Origin of the sequence: Clostridium neonatale (assembly GCF_001458595.1) — a bacterium.
Lineage (GTDB): Bacteria > Bacillota > Clostridia > Clostridiales > Clostridiaceae > Clostridium > Clostridium neonatale.
In genome coordinates this window covers 743,711-762,453 of record NZ_LN890327.1, presented here as the reverse complement: position 1 = coordinate 762,453, position 18,743 = coordinate 743,711, and the positions used below count along the sequence as shown (strand labels likewise).

The 18,743-nt window shown below is 27.5% G+C and carries 22 protein-coding genes and 1 other annotated feature; of the genes, 6 read left to right on the top strand and 16 right to left on the bottom strand.

Features of this window, described 5'->3' with window-relative positions:
- Positions 1–145 precede the first annotated feature (145 nt).
- From BN2920_RS06740 to BN2920_RS06725, 4 genes are all read left to right on the top strand, one after another.
- Positions 146–955: an MBL fold metallo-hydrolase gene (locus BN2920_RS06740; protein WP_058294245.1), complete on the top strand. Its 810-nt coding sequence runs from the start codon at positions 146–148 to the stop codon at positions 953–955.
- Between the two features lie 147 nt (positions 956–1,102).
- Positions 1,103–1,420 carry an ArsR/SmtB family transcription factor gene (locus BN2920_RS06735; protein WP_058294244.1) on the top strand — a complete coding sequence of 106 codons (318 nt, stop codon included), beginning with the start codon at positions 1,103–1,105 and terminating at the stop codon, positions 1,418–1,420.
- Positions 1,421–1,562: 142 nt separating this feature from the next.
- On the top strand, positions 1,563–1,967 hold the full coding sequence (locus BN2920_RS06730; protein WP_058294243.1) for an arsenate reductase ArsC: 405 nt from the start codon (positions 1,563–1,565) through the stop codon (positions 1,965–1,967).
- A gap of 31 nt (positions 1,968–1,998) precedes the next feature.
- A complete protein-coding gene (locus BN2920_RS06725; RefSeq protein WP_058294242.1) occupies positions 1,999–3,324 on the top strand; it encodes an MATE family efflux transporter in 1,326 nt (441 codons plus the stop codon).
- A gap of 393 nt (positions 3,325–3,717) precedes the next feature.
- Here BN2920_RS06725 and BN2920_RS06720 read toward each other — a convergent pair whose 3' ends face one another.
- From BN2920_RS06720 to BN2920_RS06685, 10 genes are all read right to left on the bottom strand, one after another.
- Complete coding sequence (locus BN2920_RS06720; RefSeq protein WP_058294241.1) at positions 3,718–4,308, bottom strand: hypothetical protein; 591 nt, start codon at positions 4,306–4,308, stop codon at positions 3,718–3,720.
- Between the two features lie 334 nt (positions 4,309–4,642).
- Positions 4,643–4,810 carry a hypothetical protein gene (locus tag BN2920_RS21665; RefSeq protein ID WP_172437842.1) on the bottom strand — a complete coding sequence of 56 codons (168 nt, stop codon included), beginning with the start codon at positions 4,808–4,810 and terminating at the stop codon, positions 4,643–4,645.
- Positions 4,811–4,899: 89 nt separating this feature from the next.
- Positions 4,900–5,055, bottom strand: coding sequence for a zinc-ribbon domain-containing protein (locus tag BN2920_RS06715; protein ID WP_058294240.1), 156 nt, complete (start codon positions 5,053–5,055; stop codon positions 4,900–4,902).
- Between the two features lie 152 nt (positions 5,056–5,207).
- Positions 5,208–5,972 carry a 2,3-diphosphoglycerate-dependent phosphoglycerate mutase gene (gene gpmA / locus BN2920_RS06710; protein WP_058294239.1) on the bottom strand — a complete coding sequence of 255 codons (765 nt, stop codon included), beginning with the start codon at positions 5,970–5,972 and terminating at the stop codon, positions 5,208–5,210.
- Between the two features lie 97 nt (positions 5,973–6,069).
- Positions 6,070–6,426: a heavy-metal-associated domain-containing protein gene (locus tag BN2920_RS06705; protein WP_058294238.1), complete on the bottom strand. Its 357-nt coding sequence runs from the start codon at positions 6,424–6,426 to the stop codon at positions 6,070–6,072.
- Positions 6,427–6,600: 174 nt separating this feature from the next.
- Positions 6,601–6,762, bottom strand: coding sequence for a FeoB-associated Cys-rich membrane protein (locus tag BN2920_RS20910; RefSeq protein ID WP_083498726.1), 162 nt, complete (start codon positions 6,760–6,762; stop codon positions 6,601–6,603).
- Positions 6,763–6,963: 201 nt separating this feature from the next.
- Positions 6,964–9,114, bottom strand: a complete 2,151-nt coding sequence (feoB, locus tag BN2920_RS06700) for a ferrous iron transport protein B (RefSeq protein ID WP_058294237.1) — start codon at positions 9,112–9,114, stop codon at positions 6,964–6,966.
- Positions 9,115–9,248: 134 nt separating this feature from the next.
- Positions 9,249–9,470: a FeoA family protein gene (locus BN2920_RS06695; RefSeq protein WP_058294236.1), complete on the bottom strand. Its 222-nt coding sequence runs from the start codon at positions 9,468–9,470 to the stop codon at positions 9,249–9,251.
- A 304-nt stretch (positions 9,471–9,774) separates the two neighbouring features.
- Positions 9,775–9,984: a FeoA family protein gene (locus tag BN2920_RS06690; protein WP_058294235.1), complete on the bottom strand. Its 210-nt coding sequence runs from the start codon at positions 9,982–9,984 to the stop codon at positions 9,775–9,777.
- A 258-nt stretch (positions 9,985–10,242) separates the two neighbouring features.
- Positions 10,243–11,526: a chloride channel protein gene (locus BN2920_RS06685; protein ID WP_058294234.1), complete on the bottom strand. Its 1,284-nt coding sequence runs from the start codon at positions 11,524–11,526 to the stop codon at positions 10,243–10,245.
- 175 nt (positions 11,527–11,701) lie between these two features.
- Between BN2920_RS06685 and BN2920_RS06680 the strand changes: the two genes are divergently transcribed.
- Both BN2920_RS06680 and BN2920_RS06675 read left to right on the top strand, forming a co-directional pair.
- Positions 11,702–12,073: a hypothetical protein gene (locus BN2920_RS06680; RefSeq protein ID WP_058294233.1), complete on the top strand. Its 372-nt coding sequence runs from the start codon at positions 11,702–11,704 to the stop codon at positions 12,071–12,073.
- A gap of 31 nt (positions 12,074–12,104) precedes the next feature.
- On the top strand, positions 12,105–12,509 hold the full coding sequence (locus BN2920_RS06675; protein ID WP_172437919.1) for a GHKL domain-containing protein: 405 nt from the start codon (positions 12,105–12,107) through the stop codon (positions 12,507–12,509).
- A 342-nt stretch (positions 12,510–12,851) separates the two neighbouring features.
- Here the strand turns inward: BN2920_RS06675 and BN2920_RS06670 are convergent, their stop codons facing one another.
- The 6 genes from BN2920_RS06670 to BN2920_RS06645 all read right to left on the bottom strand — a co-directional run bounded on the left by BN2920_RS06670 (position 12,852) and on the right by BN2920_RS06645 (position 18,740).
- The gene (locus tag BN2920_RS06670) at positions 12,852–13,496 is read right to left on the bottom strand and encodes a Crp/Fnr family transcriptional regulator (protein WP_058294231.1); all 645 of its coding nucleotides are present in this window, start codon (positions 13,494–13,496) and stop codon (positions 12,852–12,854) included.
- Between the two features lie 614 nt (positions 13,497–14,110).
- Complete coding sequence (locus BN2920_RS06665) at positions 14,111–15,811, bottom strand: FAD-dependent oxidoreductase (protein WP_058294230.1); 1,701 nt, start codon at positions 15,809–15,811, stop codon at positions 14,111–14,113.
- 90 nt (positions 15,812–15,901) lie between these two features.
- A complete protein-coding gene (locus tag BN2920_RS06660; protein WP_058294229.1) occupies positions 15,902–16,222 on the bottom strand; it encodes a rhodanese-like domain-containing protein in 321 nt (106 codons plus the stop codon).
- Positions 16,223–16,475: 253 nt separating this feature from the next.
- Positions 16,476–17,489 (bottom strand): tryptophan--tRNA ligase, encoded by a 1,014-nt coding sequence (gene trpS / locus BN2920_RS06655; RefSeq protein WP_058294228.1) that lies wholly within the window; start codon positions 17,487–17,489, stop codon positions 16,476–16,478.
- A 65-nt stretch (positions 17,490–17,554) separates the two neighbouring features.
- Positions 17,555–17,785, bottom strand: a binding site (T-box leader).
- Between the two features lie 66 nt (positions 17,786–17,851).
- Complete coding sequence (locus BN2920_RS06650) at positions 17,852–18,094, bottom strand: TIGR04540 family protein (RefSeq protein WP_058294227.1); 243 nt, start codon at positions 18,092–18,094, stop codon at positions 17,852–17,854.
- A 211-nt stretch (positions 18,095–18,305) separates the two neighbouring features.
- Complete coding sequence (locus BN2920_RS06645) at positions 18,306–18,740, bottom strand: universal stress protein (RefSeq protein WP_058294226.1); 435 nt, start codon at positions 18,738–18,740, stop codon at positions 18,306–18,308.
- Positions 18,741–18,743 lie beyond the last annotated feature (3 nt).

Sequence of the window (18,743 nt, the reverse complement as noted above, 5' to 3'; positions counted from 1 at the left end):
ATTATATATTATTTTCAAGTTTACTTACAGTTATATTATACCAATAATTTAATGTAATCTAGAAATTTAATGATATAATATGGATATTACAGTTAATATTTAATGCCAATTGAATTAATTAATATACCTTTAGGAGATTTTAAATATGAAATTAAAAGTTTTAGTTGATAATAACACATATATAGATGAATACTATCTTGGAGAACCAGCTGTTTCTTATTACATTGAGGATGAAGATGTTAAGCTACTATTAGATGTTGGGTATTCAGATATATTCTTAAAAAATGCATCTAAAATGAATATAGATCTATCCGAACTAGATTCAATTATAATATCTCATGGTCATGATGATCATACATTAGGATTAAAATACTATTTTAATCAAAACTATAACGATGATATTTCACTTATAGCTCATCCTGATGCATTTTATTATAAAATGTATGATGATTTAAAAATATGTTCACCATATTCAAAAGATGAAATTTCAGAAAAGTGTGCCCTTATCCTTTCAAGAACTCCAATTAAAATAAGCAAAAATATAACTTTTTTAGGCGAAATACCATCTTCAAATACTTTTGAAAAAAGAAAAATTATTGGCAAAACTTTAATAAATAATAAATTTGTTGATGATTATGTTCTTGATGATTCTGCACTTGTATATAAAAATGATAAAGGAATATATATAATTACCGGCTGTTCTCATAGTGGAATCTGCAATATATGTGAATATGCAAAAAATATATGTAATGATGATAGAATTATTGGGATTATAGGTGGATTTCATCTATTTGATTTATGTGAACAAGCTTATAAAACTATTGAATATTTTAAGAACAATAATATAAAAGAACTGTATCCCTGCCATTGTACTTCGTTTAGTGTAAAAGCTGAAATTAATAAATATATTCCTGTAAAGGAAGTTGGAGTAGGACTTGAACTTAATTGGATATAATCTAATTTAAATCACTAAAAAAAGTAACAATTTATAAACTACACAATACTATATAAATAAACAAATCAAAATTTCGAATGTCATATTGATAAACTTCGATGTGAGCAATATAATATACATATGTAAAAATAGATATGAGATGATAACATGGAAAACAAATATACACTTAATTCTCGTGTATTTAAAGCTTTCTGTGATGAAAATCGTTTAATGATTCTTGAAATACTACAAACTGGTGAAAAATGTGCCTGTCATTTATTAGATCAAATGAATATAAGTCAATCAACATTATCACATCATATGAAAATACTATGCGAATCTGGAATCGTAGTTAGTCGTAAAGAAGGAAAATGGACTTATTATTCAATTAGTTCTGAAGGTAGTGAGTATGCAGTTGAATTATTAAAACAACTAACAGAAGTAAACATTAAAATTAAAATTGATAACACAAAATGCTGTACATAAAATAATACGACATACTTAATAAAACCATCTTTGTTGATGGTTTAAAAAATATTATACATATCGAAAATTTTAGATATGTATTTAAAAATTAAATTATTCAAAATAGACATATAAAATTTAGAAATTGAAAGGAATAAAAAATATGAAGAAAAAAGTAGCATTTATTTGTGTTCATAACTCATGTAGATCACAAATGGCGGAAGCACTAGGGAAGATTTATGGGGCTGGAGTTTTTGAAAGCTATTCAGCAGGAACTGAAACAAAGCCCCAAATAAATCAGGATGCAGTTAGAATAATAAAAGATTTATATGATGTTAATATGAATGAAACTCAAAAATCTAAACTACTAAGTGATATCCCTGAAGTTGATATAGTTATAAAAATGGGATGTAATGTGGTATGTCCCTTTTTACCTGCAAAGCATATAGAAGATTGGGGCTTAGATGATCCTACTGGTAAAAATGATGATGAATTTATAAAAACTGCTAAATTAATAGAAGAAAAAGTTAAAAATTTAGTTTTAAGAATACAAAATAATGAACTCTAAGCTTACATTTATTATATGAATGGAGAAAGAAATGAAAGAAACAGATTTGACAAAAGGAAAAGTTATATCCGTTATAACATCATTAGCGTTACCTATAATGGGAAGCTCTTTTTTACAGTTTACTTATAATTTGATTGATATGATGTGGGTAGGCAGACTTGGAAGTGGTGCGGTTGCAAGCATTGGTTCATCAAGCCTGTATATAAATATAGGAAATGCTATAAATTCATTAGTTGTTATTGGTACTGGAATAAAAGTAGCTCATGCAATTGGTAGAAATGATAGTAATGAAGTAAAAGAATATATTAATTCAGGCATAATTATTAATACAATTATAGGTATTATCTTTGGTCTTGTATTAATATTAGCCGGAAAAGGCTTCATAGGATTTTTAAATCTTAATAATTATGAAGTTGAAAGAAATGCATATCACTATTTGGCATTAAATGCACCTATTTTATTCTTTGCATTTTTTAATATGATGTATACAAGGATATTAGGTAGTTTTGGAAATAATAAGCTAGCATTTAAAATCAATGCAGTTGGAGTAATTCTTAATATAATTCTTGATCCTATACTAATTTATGTTTTTAAATTTGGAGTTATAGGAGCTGGGCTTAGTACTTTGAGTGCCAACATAATCATGTTCTTCTTATTTAGAATAAATTCTAATGGGATTCTTAACTATACATTTGGGATAGGCGTAGATTATGTAAAGATAAAAGAAATTGCTAGACTCGGATTTCCAATGGCTTTTCAAAGAATTCTATTTACAATTATAAATATTCTATTAGCAAAAATAATTGCAGTTTTTGGATCAGATGCAATAGCAGCACAAAAAGTAGGTGTTCAGATAGAATCTATTGCCTATATGATAATTGGAGGACTTAATGGAGCAGTTGCAAGCTTTACCGGACAGAATTTTGGAGCCAGTAAGTTTAAGAGAATAAAAGAAGGATATAAAAGTGCATTGCTTATTGGAATAATTTACTCAATGGTTATGGCATGTGCATTTTTACTGTTTAACAAGCCTATGATTAGATTATTTATAAGAGATGAAGCAACCATTGTAATTGCAGCAGCATATTTAAAAGCAGTAGCTTTTTCACAAATATTTAGTGCTATTGAAATGATATCAAATGGTCTATTTACTGGAATAGGTAAGCCTAATATTCCAGCAAGCATAAGCATTATATTTACATCACTTAGAATTCCATTTGCATTATTATTAATTAAACCTTTTGGTATAAATGGAATATGGATAAGTATCTCATTATCAAGCATTCTTAAAGGCATATTCTCATATTTACTATATGAAATTAAAGTAAGAAGAAAGTTTGTAAATATTCCAGAATAAATATAGTCAAATTTATGAAGATAAAAATGTTAACAAAAATCAAACTAAGTGCTTCACTTCACTTGACAATTAATTATAACAAAAAATGCAATAAGGCTAACTAAGATTTGCCTTATTGCATTTTCTTCTTAAATATATTCTATACTACTTCTTTTTATGATTTTCTTCAATATATTAATAAATTATATTATGCATTCTCTACTCTCTTATGATTAACACTCCCCTGATTAGAAGCTCTGTTAATCCTTTTTTCTCTATCATAACAACTACTATATTTTTTATACAATTTTTATTGAAAAAATAGCAATAATTAAATTAATATTTGTTATTGTAGGCTGCTTTGCAAATTTTATTTCTTAAATAACTACAGCATTTATCAACTAATATTTTATACTAATTAAATATACTGTCTAGAAAAAATTCTGTGCTGTCAATTTCTTTATCATTTTTGTTTTGCATTATTACTTCATCTTTTAATTTATTTTTTTCTGTAAGACTATCATTATGTTGTTTCTTCATAATATCTATGATGCCATCATTATCGATGGCATATACTTTACCTTGTTGTAGTATTGGATTATTATATGATACTATCACATATTTAGGATATATATATGATTTTACAAACCAGCTTGTGATTGCATGTATATTCCTATTTATACTTAATGCTGCTTCAATTTGTCCTCTAATGTCAGAAAAAGCAGCTTTGGTTTCCAATACCCGTACCATATGAAATGACTTTTGTATATTATGATTCAAAACTCCTTCACACTCTAATTTTCTTAATCGTTCAAATTGCGTCATGCTATTCAACAATCCATATCCTTCTAATTTAGCTATTTCTTGAGTTAAATTTTCAACATAATTTCTTTCCTGCTCAATCGCTCTCTTTGGGTCCGTAAATAAATATTTATTTATGGTCCTTATATAATTATTTAAATATCTATATTTTTTATCCAAATATGAAAATACGCTTTTATCCATTATATCATCTTCCTTCCTTAGATAAAGGATTATTTGCCTAGGTCAAATTATAATATTAATTTTACGAAGATAATTATTTTGTTGAAATATAAGTACTTTATTATATTTAATATTTTTTGTTTGAGAAATAACAGACTTCTATTAAAGATTAAAGTAAGACATATACATACTATTTAGTTAATATATAGTTTGTAAAAATTAGATTATATAAATTAAAAATATTTGTTAAGTTTAAAATATTATATTAAGAATAAGTATTGTAATATTAATTACTGAGCTCTAAAATTAATAACATTACTTATCTGTAATAAATTATTAAAGTATAGAATTAAATTTATCTATTTAGAAATGTTGTATAATGCTCAATATTATCTAACTTATTATTTTTTTCTAGCCATTTATTGTAGCTTTTAAAGTTATTTTCTACCGCTTCTATATCAGTATAGTCTTTATTCATTCTGTTCTTTTCAGCGTACATGTTTATTTTTATTATTTTCCCCATCTATTAATATCCCTCTTTTTTAGTTCTTTTATTATGATAATTGTAAAAAAGAGTTGTAAGAAAACCTTACAACTCTTATCTTGCTAAAATTATCTTCTATTATTTTGTTGCTTTCTTGCTCTTCTACAATCAGCACATCTTACTGGTTCATTCTCAAAACCTTTTTCTTTGTAAAATTCTTGTTCTCCAACTGTGAATATAAATTCTTGTGAACAATCTTTACATACTAAAACCTTATCTTCCATATGTTAATTCCTCCTTATTATTAAAAAGATCATTATTGATTAATATGATTCTCTATTTTAAGGAGAAAATATATACCACTTAATAACTTTTTATCTTTATACTTATTATATCACTATTATTATATAATAGCAACTTTTATTTATAATTTTTATTACACAGTCTCTATTTCCTTATGATTAATACTTCCTTGATTAGACACACTGTTAATTTTCTTTTCAATTTCTTCTTGATCACCTAAGTAATATTTATCTACTACCTTAAAATTATCATCAAATTCATATACTAATGGAACACCAGTTGGTATATTAACATTTAAAATTTCATCTTCAGAAAGATTCTCAAAATATTTTACTAATGATCTTATAGAATTACCGTGTGCTGCAATCAATACTCTTTTACCAGCTAGCATGTCCTTCTTTATAACATCATTAAAATATGGAACAACTCTCTTGATTGTATCTTCTAAGCTTTCGCAAAGAGGTAGCTCATCTTTATTTATACCTCTATATTGCTCTTGATTCTTTGGGTTTTGGATGCTTGTCTCATCTAAAACTGGTGGTCTTACAGCAAATGATCTTCTCCATATTTTAACTTGTTCTTCTCCGTATTTTTCTGCTGTCTCTGCTTTATTTAATCCTTGTAATGCTCCATAGTGTCTTTCATTTAGTTTATATGTCTTAATTACTGGAAGCCACTCTCTATCCATTTGTTCTAACGCTAAATTCAAAGTATGAATTGCCCTTTTTAAATAAGATGTATAACAAATATCAAAATCTAATCCTTTATCTTTTAAATTCTTTCCTGCTGATTTAGCTTCTTCTATGCCTTTAGGAGATAAATCGACATCGCTCCATCCAGTAAATAGATTTAGTTTATTCCATTCACTTTCTCCATGTCTTATAATAACTAATTTCATTAACTTTCACCATCCTTCTATAATTATCCAACCCTAGTTATAATTATATTATAACTCTTTATTTAAAAATTTCAATGATTATCATTATCATAAAACATTAATTTTTCGTAATTGATAGAACTGAGTATCCCGCTTTTTTTATTGTTCTTTCAAGAACATCATTATTAATATCTTCTTTCATATTTACAACTGCACATTTTTTCTTTAAATTAGCTTTTGCATAAACACCGTCTAAATCATTAAGTTCATTTTCAACATGTGCAACACAATTTTTACATGTCATGCCTTCTATATTCATAATTTTTGAGTACTTATAATCATTTAAGTCTACTTTAATCTTCTTTCTAATTTCTCTTTCTCCGCCACAGCATCCGACTGTTAATTTCTTAATATAACCTTTTATCGAAAAAATAGCGATGACTAAAATAATAAATACTATTATGTAATTTGCCATTTTAATTCCTCCTAAAATCCAGATCTTCTTTATGTAATTTTCATTCTTTAATTTAAATATTCTTTACTTAGAACTCAAGTTAGAGTATAAAAATTACCATAACTCATGTAAAATCACATCAGTTATGGCATATAACATTATCGTATTCAATACACAATATAACTTTTACATGTGCTATTTATTTACTATATTGATTCCATGACACGATTTAGCTGAAGAGCATCCTGAACAACCACAACCACAGCCACTTCCTCCACTTTTAGATTTCTTAAATTGTTTTATAGCAACAAATACCATAGCGCCAATTACAATAGTTCCTATAATTGCTGTTGACATATATATCACTCCCTTTATTGTAATATAATAATAGATACCAAAAGAGTATTAACTCTGCTTTAATGTAACATATACTCTTTGGAGGTTACATGCATAAGTATGAATCTCTTTGGGTATCTATATTTTATATTGGTTAATCTACTACTTCTAAGTATTCATAAATATATTTTTATAATCTAACTTTTTATCTTTTAACTTAAATTATTTGCTATAACTTAATTGTTCTTTTGACTTAACTCTTTCTGAGCTTCTACCAGACATTACTACTAGTGCAATTACTACAATAAGTATTACTACTGAAATTGAAGCTCCAGCGAAACTTCCATATCCGCCAATGAAGCTTCCAACTTGATTAATAACAAGGGCTACTAAATATGCTGTACCTGTTTGGAAACCTATTGTAATCCACATCCATTTCCACGAACCCATTTCTCTTCGTATTGCTCCTATAGCTGCAAAACATGGTGCATTAAGCATATTAAATGCAATAAATGCATACGCACTAGCTATAGTAAACATTCCTGAAACATGCTGAAGAAGTGTCGGATCATCTTCGGCTGCTTCTGCTACACCAAATAGTACTCCAAATGTTCCAACTACATTTTCTTTTGCAACAAGACCACTAATTGAAGCTACTGAGCTTTGCCAGTTACCAAATCCAAGTGGTGCAAATATCGGTGCAAATACATTTCCTATAGCTGCCAATATACTTTCACCGGCATCTACCATTTCAAGTCTGAAGTTAAATGAACTTAAGAACCAAATTGCTCCACAAGCAACAAATATTATTGTACCTGCTTTAACTATAAATGCCCTACCTCTTTCCCACATATGAAGTAATACATTTTTAGCACTTGGAATGTGATATTGAGGTAATTCCATAACAAATGGTGCTGGTTCACCTTTAAATAGCTTTGTTTGTTTTAAAATAATGCCACAAATAATTATCATTACAATTCCTAAGAAATAAACAGAAGGTGCCACCCATGAAGCCCCTCCAAATAGTGCTCCAGCAAATAAAGCAATAATAGGAAGTTTAGCTCCACATGGAATAAATGTAGTAAGCATAATTGTCATTTTTCTATCTCTATCATTTTCCATTGTACGAGTTGCCATAATTCCTGGAACTCCACAGCCAGAACTTATAAGCATTGGTATAAATGATTTTCCTGATAATCCAAACTTTTTGAAAACTCTATCCATAATAAATGCAACTCTTGCCATATATCCACAGTCTTCTAGTATAGATAAGAATAAGAATAATAGCATTATTTGAGGAACAAATCCTAGAACTGCTCCAACTCCGCCAATCAAACCATCTATGATTAAGCTATATAACCAATCTGCAACTCCTAAAGCTTGAAGCCAATTGCCAACATTTCCCGCTACGATTTCCCCAAATAAAGTATCATTAGTCCAATCAGTAACTATAGTTCCAATTGAGCTTACAGATATGTAATATACTGCCCACATAATTGCCGCAAAGATTGGTAATGCTAAAAATCTATTAGTAATAATCTTATCTATTTTATCTGATGTTGATTCATTAGAATTATTTGCTTTTTTAATTGCTTTTGATACAATTGTTCCAATAAAAGCATATCTATCAGATGTAATTATACTTTCGCTATCATCATCTAATTCATCTTCACATTTTTTTACTATATTCTCTATCTCTTTTAAACTACTTTCATTTAATTGTAACTTTTCAACTATTTTTTCATCTCTTTCAAAAAGCTTTATTGCTAAATATTTGCTTTCAATATTAGATGAAGATAAATTTTCTTTAGCAAACTTTTCAATTTCCGAAAGTGCATTCTTACACTCTTCTGAATATGGCACTTCAAAATTAAATTTTTTCTTTTCATTTGCAAGTTCGACTGCTTTTTCAGCCACTTCTTTAATGCCTTTTCCCTTTAATGCTGAGGTTTCAATAACAGGGCATCCAAGAATATCTGATAATTTATTTAAGTCTATTTTGTCTCCGTTTTTTTCAACTATGTCCATCATGTTTAATGCTATAACGGTTGGAATGCCAAGTTCTAATATTTGCGTAGTCAAGTACAAATTTCTTTCAATATTAGATGCATCAACTATATTAATAATAGCATCTGGCTTGTCCTCAATCATAAAATTACGTGTAACTACTTCTTCAAGAGTATATGGTGATAAAGAATAAACTCCTGGTAAATCTACTATTTCCACATCTTTATGACCCTTAAGCTTTCCGCCTTTTTTTTCAACTGTTACTCCAGGCCAGTTACCAACATATTGTGTTGAACCTGTTAAGTCATTAAACATTGTTGTCTTACCACAGTTTGGATTACCTGCAAGACCTATTTTAATTGACATTTTATTTCCCCCTTAATTTTTACAATTCACTTAAAAACTCATATATTATTTCATATAAATAAAAAAATTCTTTCTAATTTAAAAATCTCTCGCATAAATTATTGACTCTCATTATCATTAAAAATCTAAACAAATTATCCAACAACTATCATTTCTGCATCAGCTTTACGAAGTGACAATTCATATCCACGAACAGTTACTTCAATCGGATCACCAAGTGGTGCTACTTTGCGAACAAAAACTTCACACCCTTTTGTAATTCCCATATCCATAATACGTCTACGTATAGGGCCTTCTCCTTGAATTTTAGTTACCTTAACAGTCTCACCACATTTAATTTCTTTTAATGTCATCATAGTTTATCCTCCCTAAAACTTTATATCAACAATTTTCGAATATAAATTATATATTATAAAAGCAATTCAATATTAATTCTAGAATTGTATTCTAATAACTTAACCTAAACATATTTATACTATGATACGGCTTGCCANTTTTAGTTACCTTAACAGTCTCACCACATTTAATTTCTTTTAATGTCATCATAGTTTATCCTCCCTAAAACTTTATATCAACAATTTTCGAATATAAATTATATATTATAAAAGCAATTCAATATTAATTCTAGAATTGTATTCTAATAACTTAACCTAAACATATTTATACTATGATACGGCTTGCCATACCTTTGTCCAAAGCTACTCTTGACCCTTTAACATTTATAATCATATTTCCGCCTAATTCTGAAACAACTGTAACATTTTCTCCTGTTACAAAACCTAAACTATTTAAAAATCTTTTTGTCTCATCATTCCCAGTAATTTTTTTTATACATAATTCATGTCCTTTATTTGCTAACATTAATGGCATATGACTACCTCCTATCATACTAATTAAAATTGCATATTAATTGAAAATGATTTTTAATTTTCCTCTGGATTTATATTAGCATATTTTTGCACTAATTGCAAATAATTTTCAATTACAAAATTTATATTTAAATTATTTCTTCAAGATAATTTAAAAGAGGCAAATCACAAGTGAAAAGCCTCTAAAATAAAAAATTAATTATAACATAGTTACATATTGCATCCATAATAAAAGGTTCTGATAAAGTTTCAAATCCTTTTAATCTTCATTTTCATTTTTATCATCATATGTTCTCATAAATAACGTACTTTTTCCTTTAGTTAATTTTCTTTTAGTGAAAATATCATAAAAACCTGAAATACTATAGCTTATTACCATTATTATTATTATAGCCATTACTTCATTTGATCCAAAATATTCAATAGCAATGGCTATTGAGGTTATAGGCAAAGCCTGTGCACTGCAAAACACTCCTATCATTCCAAGTGCAGCTACATTTTCTAATGGTAAATTAAATAATCCAGCAATGCTGCTTCCAAATGTTGCTCCTGTAAAAAATACTGGATTACCACGCCCACCTTGAAACACTGATCCTAATGCAACTGCTGTAAATACTATTTTCCAAAAGAAAGCTAATGGTGATGCTGGCGTTTCAAAAGAGGAGCTTATAAATTTTTGACCCAGACCATTATAGTTTTCACCTAACATCAAAAATAAAATTATTGTTAATATTCCTCCTACAAAACCTTTTATTAATGGATTTTTTATAAAATAGCTATATACTTTTGAACTATTATCTAACATGAAATTAAATAGCAAGCCTACAAGGCCAAATAATATTCCAAGACCTATTAATTTTAATATTAATATAAAATCTAACGTACCTAAATCTAGAGGCTTATACTCTATTGCTTTATTTCCTATTCTTTGTGCGACTTCATTGGCTGTGACGCTGGTCAAAAATGCTGGGATTAATGATTCATAATTAAAATTTCCTTTTAATACAAGTTCCATCCCAAGAATAGCACCTGCAAAAGGAACATTGTATAAAACGCCAAAAGCTCCACCTACTCCACTTATAACAAGTGTACGATGTTCTTTATCATTTAGTTTAAATTTACGAGATAAAAAATCTCCAAAGGTTCCTCCCATTGCTACTCCTGAACCTTCTTTACCAGCAGAACCACCAAAGAATGTTGTAAGTAGTGATCCTATAAATACAACAAGCATCATATATACAGGAATATTCTTTGCTGCTTTTTGAACTTCTGATTTCAAAAGATTTTCTCCGCTATATGCATTTCTCTCAGTTTTTACATACATATAGGCAATGATAGCACCTGCTATGGGTAAAAAATATATTAAATAATTCTGATCACTTCTATAATCATTTGCAGCCTTTAAGATTATATTAAAATAGCCTACTACTATTCCTATTGTTATTCCCATAGTTAAACTAAGTGCTACCCATTTGCATATTGTATATAGTAATTGTAAACAAAGAATTTTTACATTATTCTTTTTATTTATTTTATATTCCATAATAATCTTTCTTTTACTCCAACTTATATTTCAAATTATTTTTACCTAATACTAATATAAATATTCATAAAAACTATCTGTTACATTTTATTGACCTTTCATTACATATTTGTAATTATATATTCCTTTTTTATCGATATGAATAATATATCAAATTTAGGAAGGATGAGAAATTATGAAAATAAATTCACCATTAAAATTTAATATTTCTACTAATAATGAAAAAGCTAAAAAAACAAATGATATTGCTCCTAAAGAAAGTGCTTCTAAATTACAGGAATATGATTCACAGATTCAAAACATTGACAAACAAATTTCACAAATCCAAATGGAAGAAAGAAAAGAAACCACTAATCTTAAAAATAGCAATGCCAATAAAGATTCTGCTAAATCAAACAAAGATAATGCAGATAAAACTACTGACAACTTAGATAAAACTGATGAACTCATGAATAATCTTTTTGATTTATCAAGCAGCTATAAAACATTAAAATCAGCCAAGAATTTCTCTCCTTATAATTGCATATGTTTTAAAAAGAATGATTGACTCTGAAGAAGAAAAACATAAAATTATTCTTATGGAACATCAATTTGAATGCCAGGTCAATCATATAAAAAATTTAGAAAAGTTTTACAATGATACAAGCAAAATTCAACATGATATGAAAAATCATATTATATGCTTGAAATCATTAGCTTTTAACAATAATTTATCAGAATTAAAATCGTATTTATTGAAGTTAGATGATACACTAAAAAAATCAGCTTTAAAAATAAAAACTGGTAACCCAATCAGTGATTGCATTATAACTGAAAAGCTAGATATAGCCTCAGCTCATAATATAGATTTTAATTGTAATTTTATTATTCCTAAAAACTCTTCTATAGATTCATTTGACCTATGCATACTCTTAGGAAATTCATTAGATAATGCAATAGAAGCCTGTAATAAAATCACTTCCTCAACTATAAAAAAGAAATAAATTTAAAATCATATATAAGAGATTTATTTATGATAATTGAAATTATAAATTCAAAACAAGAACCCATTAAATATATAAATAGCAAAATAGAAAGTACTAAACCTAATAGCTCATTCATGGAATAGGTCTTGATAACATTAGAGAAATTGCAAAAAATATGATGGAATTGTAGACATCATTGAAGAAAAAAACCTTTTTAATTTATATATTATGTTAAAAATAAAAAATAGAGATTGAATTAATGAATAATATATTTCAAATAACTATAGCTGTTCTGCAGTTTATATAGGTAAAAATAGTGATAAAGCTTACATTTACCACTATTTCTGCTAATTATTTTTTTTACATCTCATTTAAATCTTTTAGTACTATTATTTTACCTCGCTCTATTTTTATATATCCTTCTTTTTCAATTAATTTTAAATGCCTGCTTACAACTTCCCTTGTTGAATCTATTTCTAGTGCCAAATCTCTATGGGTTCCATAAATGATTTTACTATTCTTACTTATAAGCAATTTTATAAGTCTTGTTTGTAATGAATTGTGATTTTTATCTTCGCGTTTTTGTATTATTATATTGAATTTTTCATATAAATCTTCATACATGTACTTTAAGAATTGTAAATCTTTAATTAAATAATTTCTCACAATTTCTATCGGAATTATGCATATAGTTGAATTCATTACTGCTCTTCCAATAATGTTTAGAGGATTAAAATTTAACAAGCAACTTAATGCTTCATGGCATAATTCGCCTTCTTTAATCTCATAAAGACTTGTTTCATCTCCATTTTCACTAAGCCTCTGAATTTTAAGCATTCCATCTACTATAAATAAGATTCCTTGGCAAGTCCCATTTGAAGAAGATATATATTCATTGAACTGTAATGTCTTAAAATAAGCATTTTTATCTATTATATTTTCATTTTGATCATTAATCGTTTTTAATACTGGATATCTATCATATAAAAGTTCTAAATTTTTCATAACTACCTCCTATATTTATATTATAACCCTTATTAGCGTTCCGTATGTGATTTAGTCACAAACTTCTCTGGATTTTTATAAGTTAACTAATATTAACCCTTGGATGGCTCAATTTGCATTTGTTTTTTATAGTATTCTGATTATATCAATACTTCTTAGATTTATATCAATTATTCTCTTTAAGCAAATATCATGTTTTGTATACTGTCCTCTTGGAACAATGACTCAAAAAATATGTATTGTAAAGAATAAAAGTAATAAAAAATAAAAAAATCGCCAAGGCGACTATGGTATAATCCCCTATAAAATATAAATCCAATAGAATACAATAACTTAAATTTAAGAAAATCCTTTAGCCGTCGATTTTTTTCAGCGCATTCTGGATTTTCTGAGCTTGCCGAAGAAAAGGCCAGGCGCATATATTTTATTTTTTATTCTTTAGGTTCAATGACATTAGTTTATTACAATTTTTTCAAGTCAGTTTATCCACAGATTATCCATGAATATAATTTCCTAAAGAATAAAAAAGCTACCTAATAAATTTATCAGATAGCTTTTTATTGGTTACTATATTACAATGGAAGCAATAAATCAAATTCCTGCCATTTATAATACTATTTAAAATTATATTCTGTAACTATACTGTCTCGTCCTAATGTCTTATCATTAAAATATTCAAAGAAAGATAATCCTAAAAAACTTCCTGTAATATTATAAATATTACTAAATCCTAAATTTTCAAGTGCCATAGCGGCATTATAGCTTCTTTGTCCTGTTCTACAATGAAGATATACTGGGATATCTCTTGGTATTTCTTCTATTCTATCTCTTAACTCACTTAATGGAATATTCTTTGCATTTATAATATGTCCATTTTCATATTCATTTCTTTCGCGTACATCTATTATATATGCATTTTCTTCCACAAGTTCACGAACTTTATCCACATTTATTTGCTTAAAATCACCATTCAAAAGATTTGATGAAACATATCCAGCATAGTTAACAATATCTTTTGCTGTTGAAAATGGTGGTGCATAGCAAAACTCTAGATCCTTTAAATCTTCAATTGTTCCATTAAATTTAATAGCTGTTGCAATCACATCAATTCTTTTAGTGACATCGCCTTTTCCTATTGCTTGTGCTCCAAGTATTTTTCCTGTTGGAACCTCATAAATCATTTTAAAATGTATAGGTGATGAATCTGGCATTATAGAAACTTTATCTGTAAGTATAAGTCTCACTATATCATAGTTTATATTCATATTTAGAGATTTAATTAAATTTTCATTTAATCCTGTTGATGCTCCATTATAATCAAATACTTTTATAGCAGATGAACCTATATATCCTTTATTTACAGTACTCTTATTATTAATATTATCAGCCACACTTCTTGCCTGCTTTTGTGCTGGACCTGCTAGTGATAACTTTGTATAAGAATGTGTTAATGCATTATATACTTCAATAGCATCACCAACAGCATATATATTTTCGTCATTTGTTTTATAATTCTTATCTACTTTAATAGCTTTTGTACTTCCAAGTTCTATATCTGCAAGCTCTGCAAGCTTTGTTTCCGGTGCTATCCCAATTACCATTATTACTGCTTTAGCTGTAATTTTTCTTCCTGATGATAACATAACAGTATCTTTTTCAAACTTTTCTACTTTATCATTTACTATTAAATTAATTCCTTTATCATAAATCTCTTTATGTAATATCTGAACCATATCATAATCAAATGGTCTTAGTATTTGTTTATCAGCCTCAATAAGCGTTACATTATATCCTCCATTACACAAGTTCTCTACAGTCTCAACTCCTATAAATCCTCCGCCAATAACCGCTACATCCTTTATATCATTGTTCTTTAAATATTTATTTATTCCATCTATATCTACAACATTTCTTATAGTAAATAAATTCACTTCATCAATACCTTCTATTTTAGGCACTATAGGATGTGCCCCTGGAGATAAAATCAGCTTGTCATAACTTTCTTTATATATCTCATTATTATCTATTTTTCTTATTTCTATATTTTTATTTTTTCTGTCTATGGAAATAACTTCACTGTTTGTTCTTACTTCAATGTTATATTGCTTATTAAATTTTTCCGGGCTCATAAGTACTAATCTATCAGCAGATTTTATAACCCCACTTAAATGATATGGAAGTGCACAATTTGAAAATGAAACGTGAGGACCTTTCTCAAACATTATTATTTCATCTTCTTCACTATTTCTTCTAAGTCTTGTAGCTGCTGATGCTCCCCCAGCAACTCCTCCTACAATCAATATTTTCTTCTTCATAACATTTTCCTCCATTTTCAATAAAAATATTATTTTTTAAATTTTATTATATCTATTTGATACATTTCAAATTTTATTTTATATGAATTTCTATCTTCTTTTTGTTCCTACATATGAACCTACTCCACCACTTACATTAATAACATCATATCCATTTTTTCTAAGTAGTGAACATGTTCTTGAACTTCTACCTCCAGATTGACATACTATATAATATTTTTTCTCCTTACTTAGATACTTTTCTGCATCATTTACTAATGTATTCATAGGTATATTTTTAGCTGTTTTTATGCTTCCTTCCTTATATTCATACGGTTCTCTTATATCTATCAATTCAATTTTACCTAGTAAATTATCTATTTCATTAACATTAATAACTTGACCTTCATTTTTTTTAAATATTTCAAACATAAATGTTCCTCCTCAAAAACTCTCTTTCTAACATCATCTTTATTTATGAATTAAGTATAAAACATATTTTTGTAAATTTTTGTGACTAAGTTACTTAAAGCACACAATATCTCTTGTAAAAAACTTTTCAATAAATATTTTTTCTAGTGTGCTTTTTATATCTTATGTAAATAAAAATTATAAAAAAGGAATTGAGCCCTAATAAAATTTTATCATCACTCAATTCCAACATTAATCTTATAATATTTTATTCTTATTTAAAATACTCAATTCCAATAGCTTCGCGAACTTCTTTTAATGTCTGTGCTGCTACTTCTCTAGCTTTATCGCTTCCTTCTTTAAGCATTTTATAAACATAATCCATATTGTTTTCATATTCTTGTCTTCTTTTTCTTATTGGCTCAAGTTCTGCCTGCATTACTTCATTTAGATATTTTTTAACTTTCATATCTCCAAGTCCACCACGTTTATAATGGGCTTTCATTTCCTCTACTTCTTCTTTATTTGGAGCAAAAACATCTAAATAAGTAAATACTGTATTTCCTTCAATTTGACCTGGATCTTCCACTCTTATATGATTTGGATCTGTATACATTGATTTAACCTTTTTAGTAATTGTATCTGCATCATCAGCTAGATATATACAATTACCAATAGACTTACTCATCTTAGCCTTTCCATCTGTTCCTGGTAGTCTTCCCATTGTATCTTTTGGTATCACAGCTTCTGGTTCAACAAGAACCTCACCATATATAGAATTAAAACTTCTAACAATTTCTCTAGTTTGTTCTATCATAGGCAATTGATCTTCTCCTACTGGAACTGTAGTTGCTTTAAAAGCAGTAATATCAGCCGCTTGGCTTACTGGATATATTAAGAATCCAGCTGGAATGCTGTTTTCATAATTTTTTTGTTGAATCTCAGCCTTAACTGTTGGATTTCTTTCAAGTCTTGATAATGTAACAAGATTTAAATAATGCATTGTAAGCTCATGTAATTCTGGTAATTGTGATTGAACAAATATTGTTGATTTACTTGGATCAATTCCTACCGCTAAATAATCTAATGCTACTTCTGTTAAGCTTCTTCTTATTTTTTCTGGATCTCTAGCATTATCAGTTAAGGCTTGTTGATCAGCAATCATTATAAATGTTTCATATTCGCCTGTATTTTGCAATTTCACTCTATTTTTCAGTGATCCAATATAATGACCTATATGAAGTTGTCCTGTCGGTCTATCACCTGTAAGTATTATTTTTTTTGACATATCTTTTATACACTCCTTGTATTGAATTTACTATTTACAAATAAAAAAGCCGTCCTATAAACAATATATAGGACGGACATATATCCGCGGTACCACCTAAATTGTATCACACTTCAAATATGATACCTCTTTAAATACTGCTGTAAGGTGCAGACACCATAAATGGATACTCACAAAAGCTTTCCCCATATTCCTCAAAGGTCCATTCATAAAATCATTCGTGCTAAGATTCCACCATTTCTTAACTCTCTTTATCGATACTAGATTTAACTACTACTCCTTATCATAGGATTTAATATATTATAATTATATATGTATAACATATCTTAATTCTTTAAATAAAAATTGTCAATAGTCACATCTTAAGCTTCTTGTAAATTATCTTTAACTATCTCATCAATTAACTCTACTCTATTTTCTCCTAAAACATTAGCTATTTTAACAGACATATTTTTTTCTTTATATATACTATCTTTATTAGCTTCAACGATCTTTAATATTTTATCTTTCATTTTTTCATAAGTTATTAAATCATCATAGTATGTATCTACTATATCCTTTAAACATGTTGCTAATTCTCTTGGATTTTTGTAAACAGCTCTCATTTTAATCTCCTCATCATTTACAAATTAATTCTATTGTAGCTTAATTTATGTTACAACAAAATTATTATATCATCTTATTTATTAAAATTCTATATTAGTATTCTTGCCTAAATTTAAATTATATTACAAGGAAATTTATATAAAATTTTGAAATTTGAAATAAGATATATAAATACATTAAAACATATACTCACATATCTTATTATAATAACTATTTTAAGCTAATAGTAAAATCGTTTGGAACTACCATTACTATACACTTTGCTTTCTTTACAACACTTGTCGTTACTGATCCTATCATTCTGCTTAATCCTCTCTTGGTTGACTGTGTCATTACTATGATTCCAACATCTTCATCTCTAGCCTTATTTATAATTTCGTCTGCCGGATACCCAAAAGTAAAATAAGTTTCTACATTATAACCTTGCATTTTTTTCTTAGCAGCTTCTAATATCTCCTTGCCAAGTTCTTTGGCAATTTTAACTTCTTCAGAAACTATCATTTCATTAATTAAAACCAATTCTTTTACATTCATTAAAATTATTTCCATTCCTGAATCCTTGGAAAATATTTCTTTAATAAAATCCAAGGCATACATACTTCTCTCTGTTCCATCAATTGGTACTAATATTCTTTTTTTATTCATAAA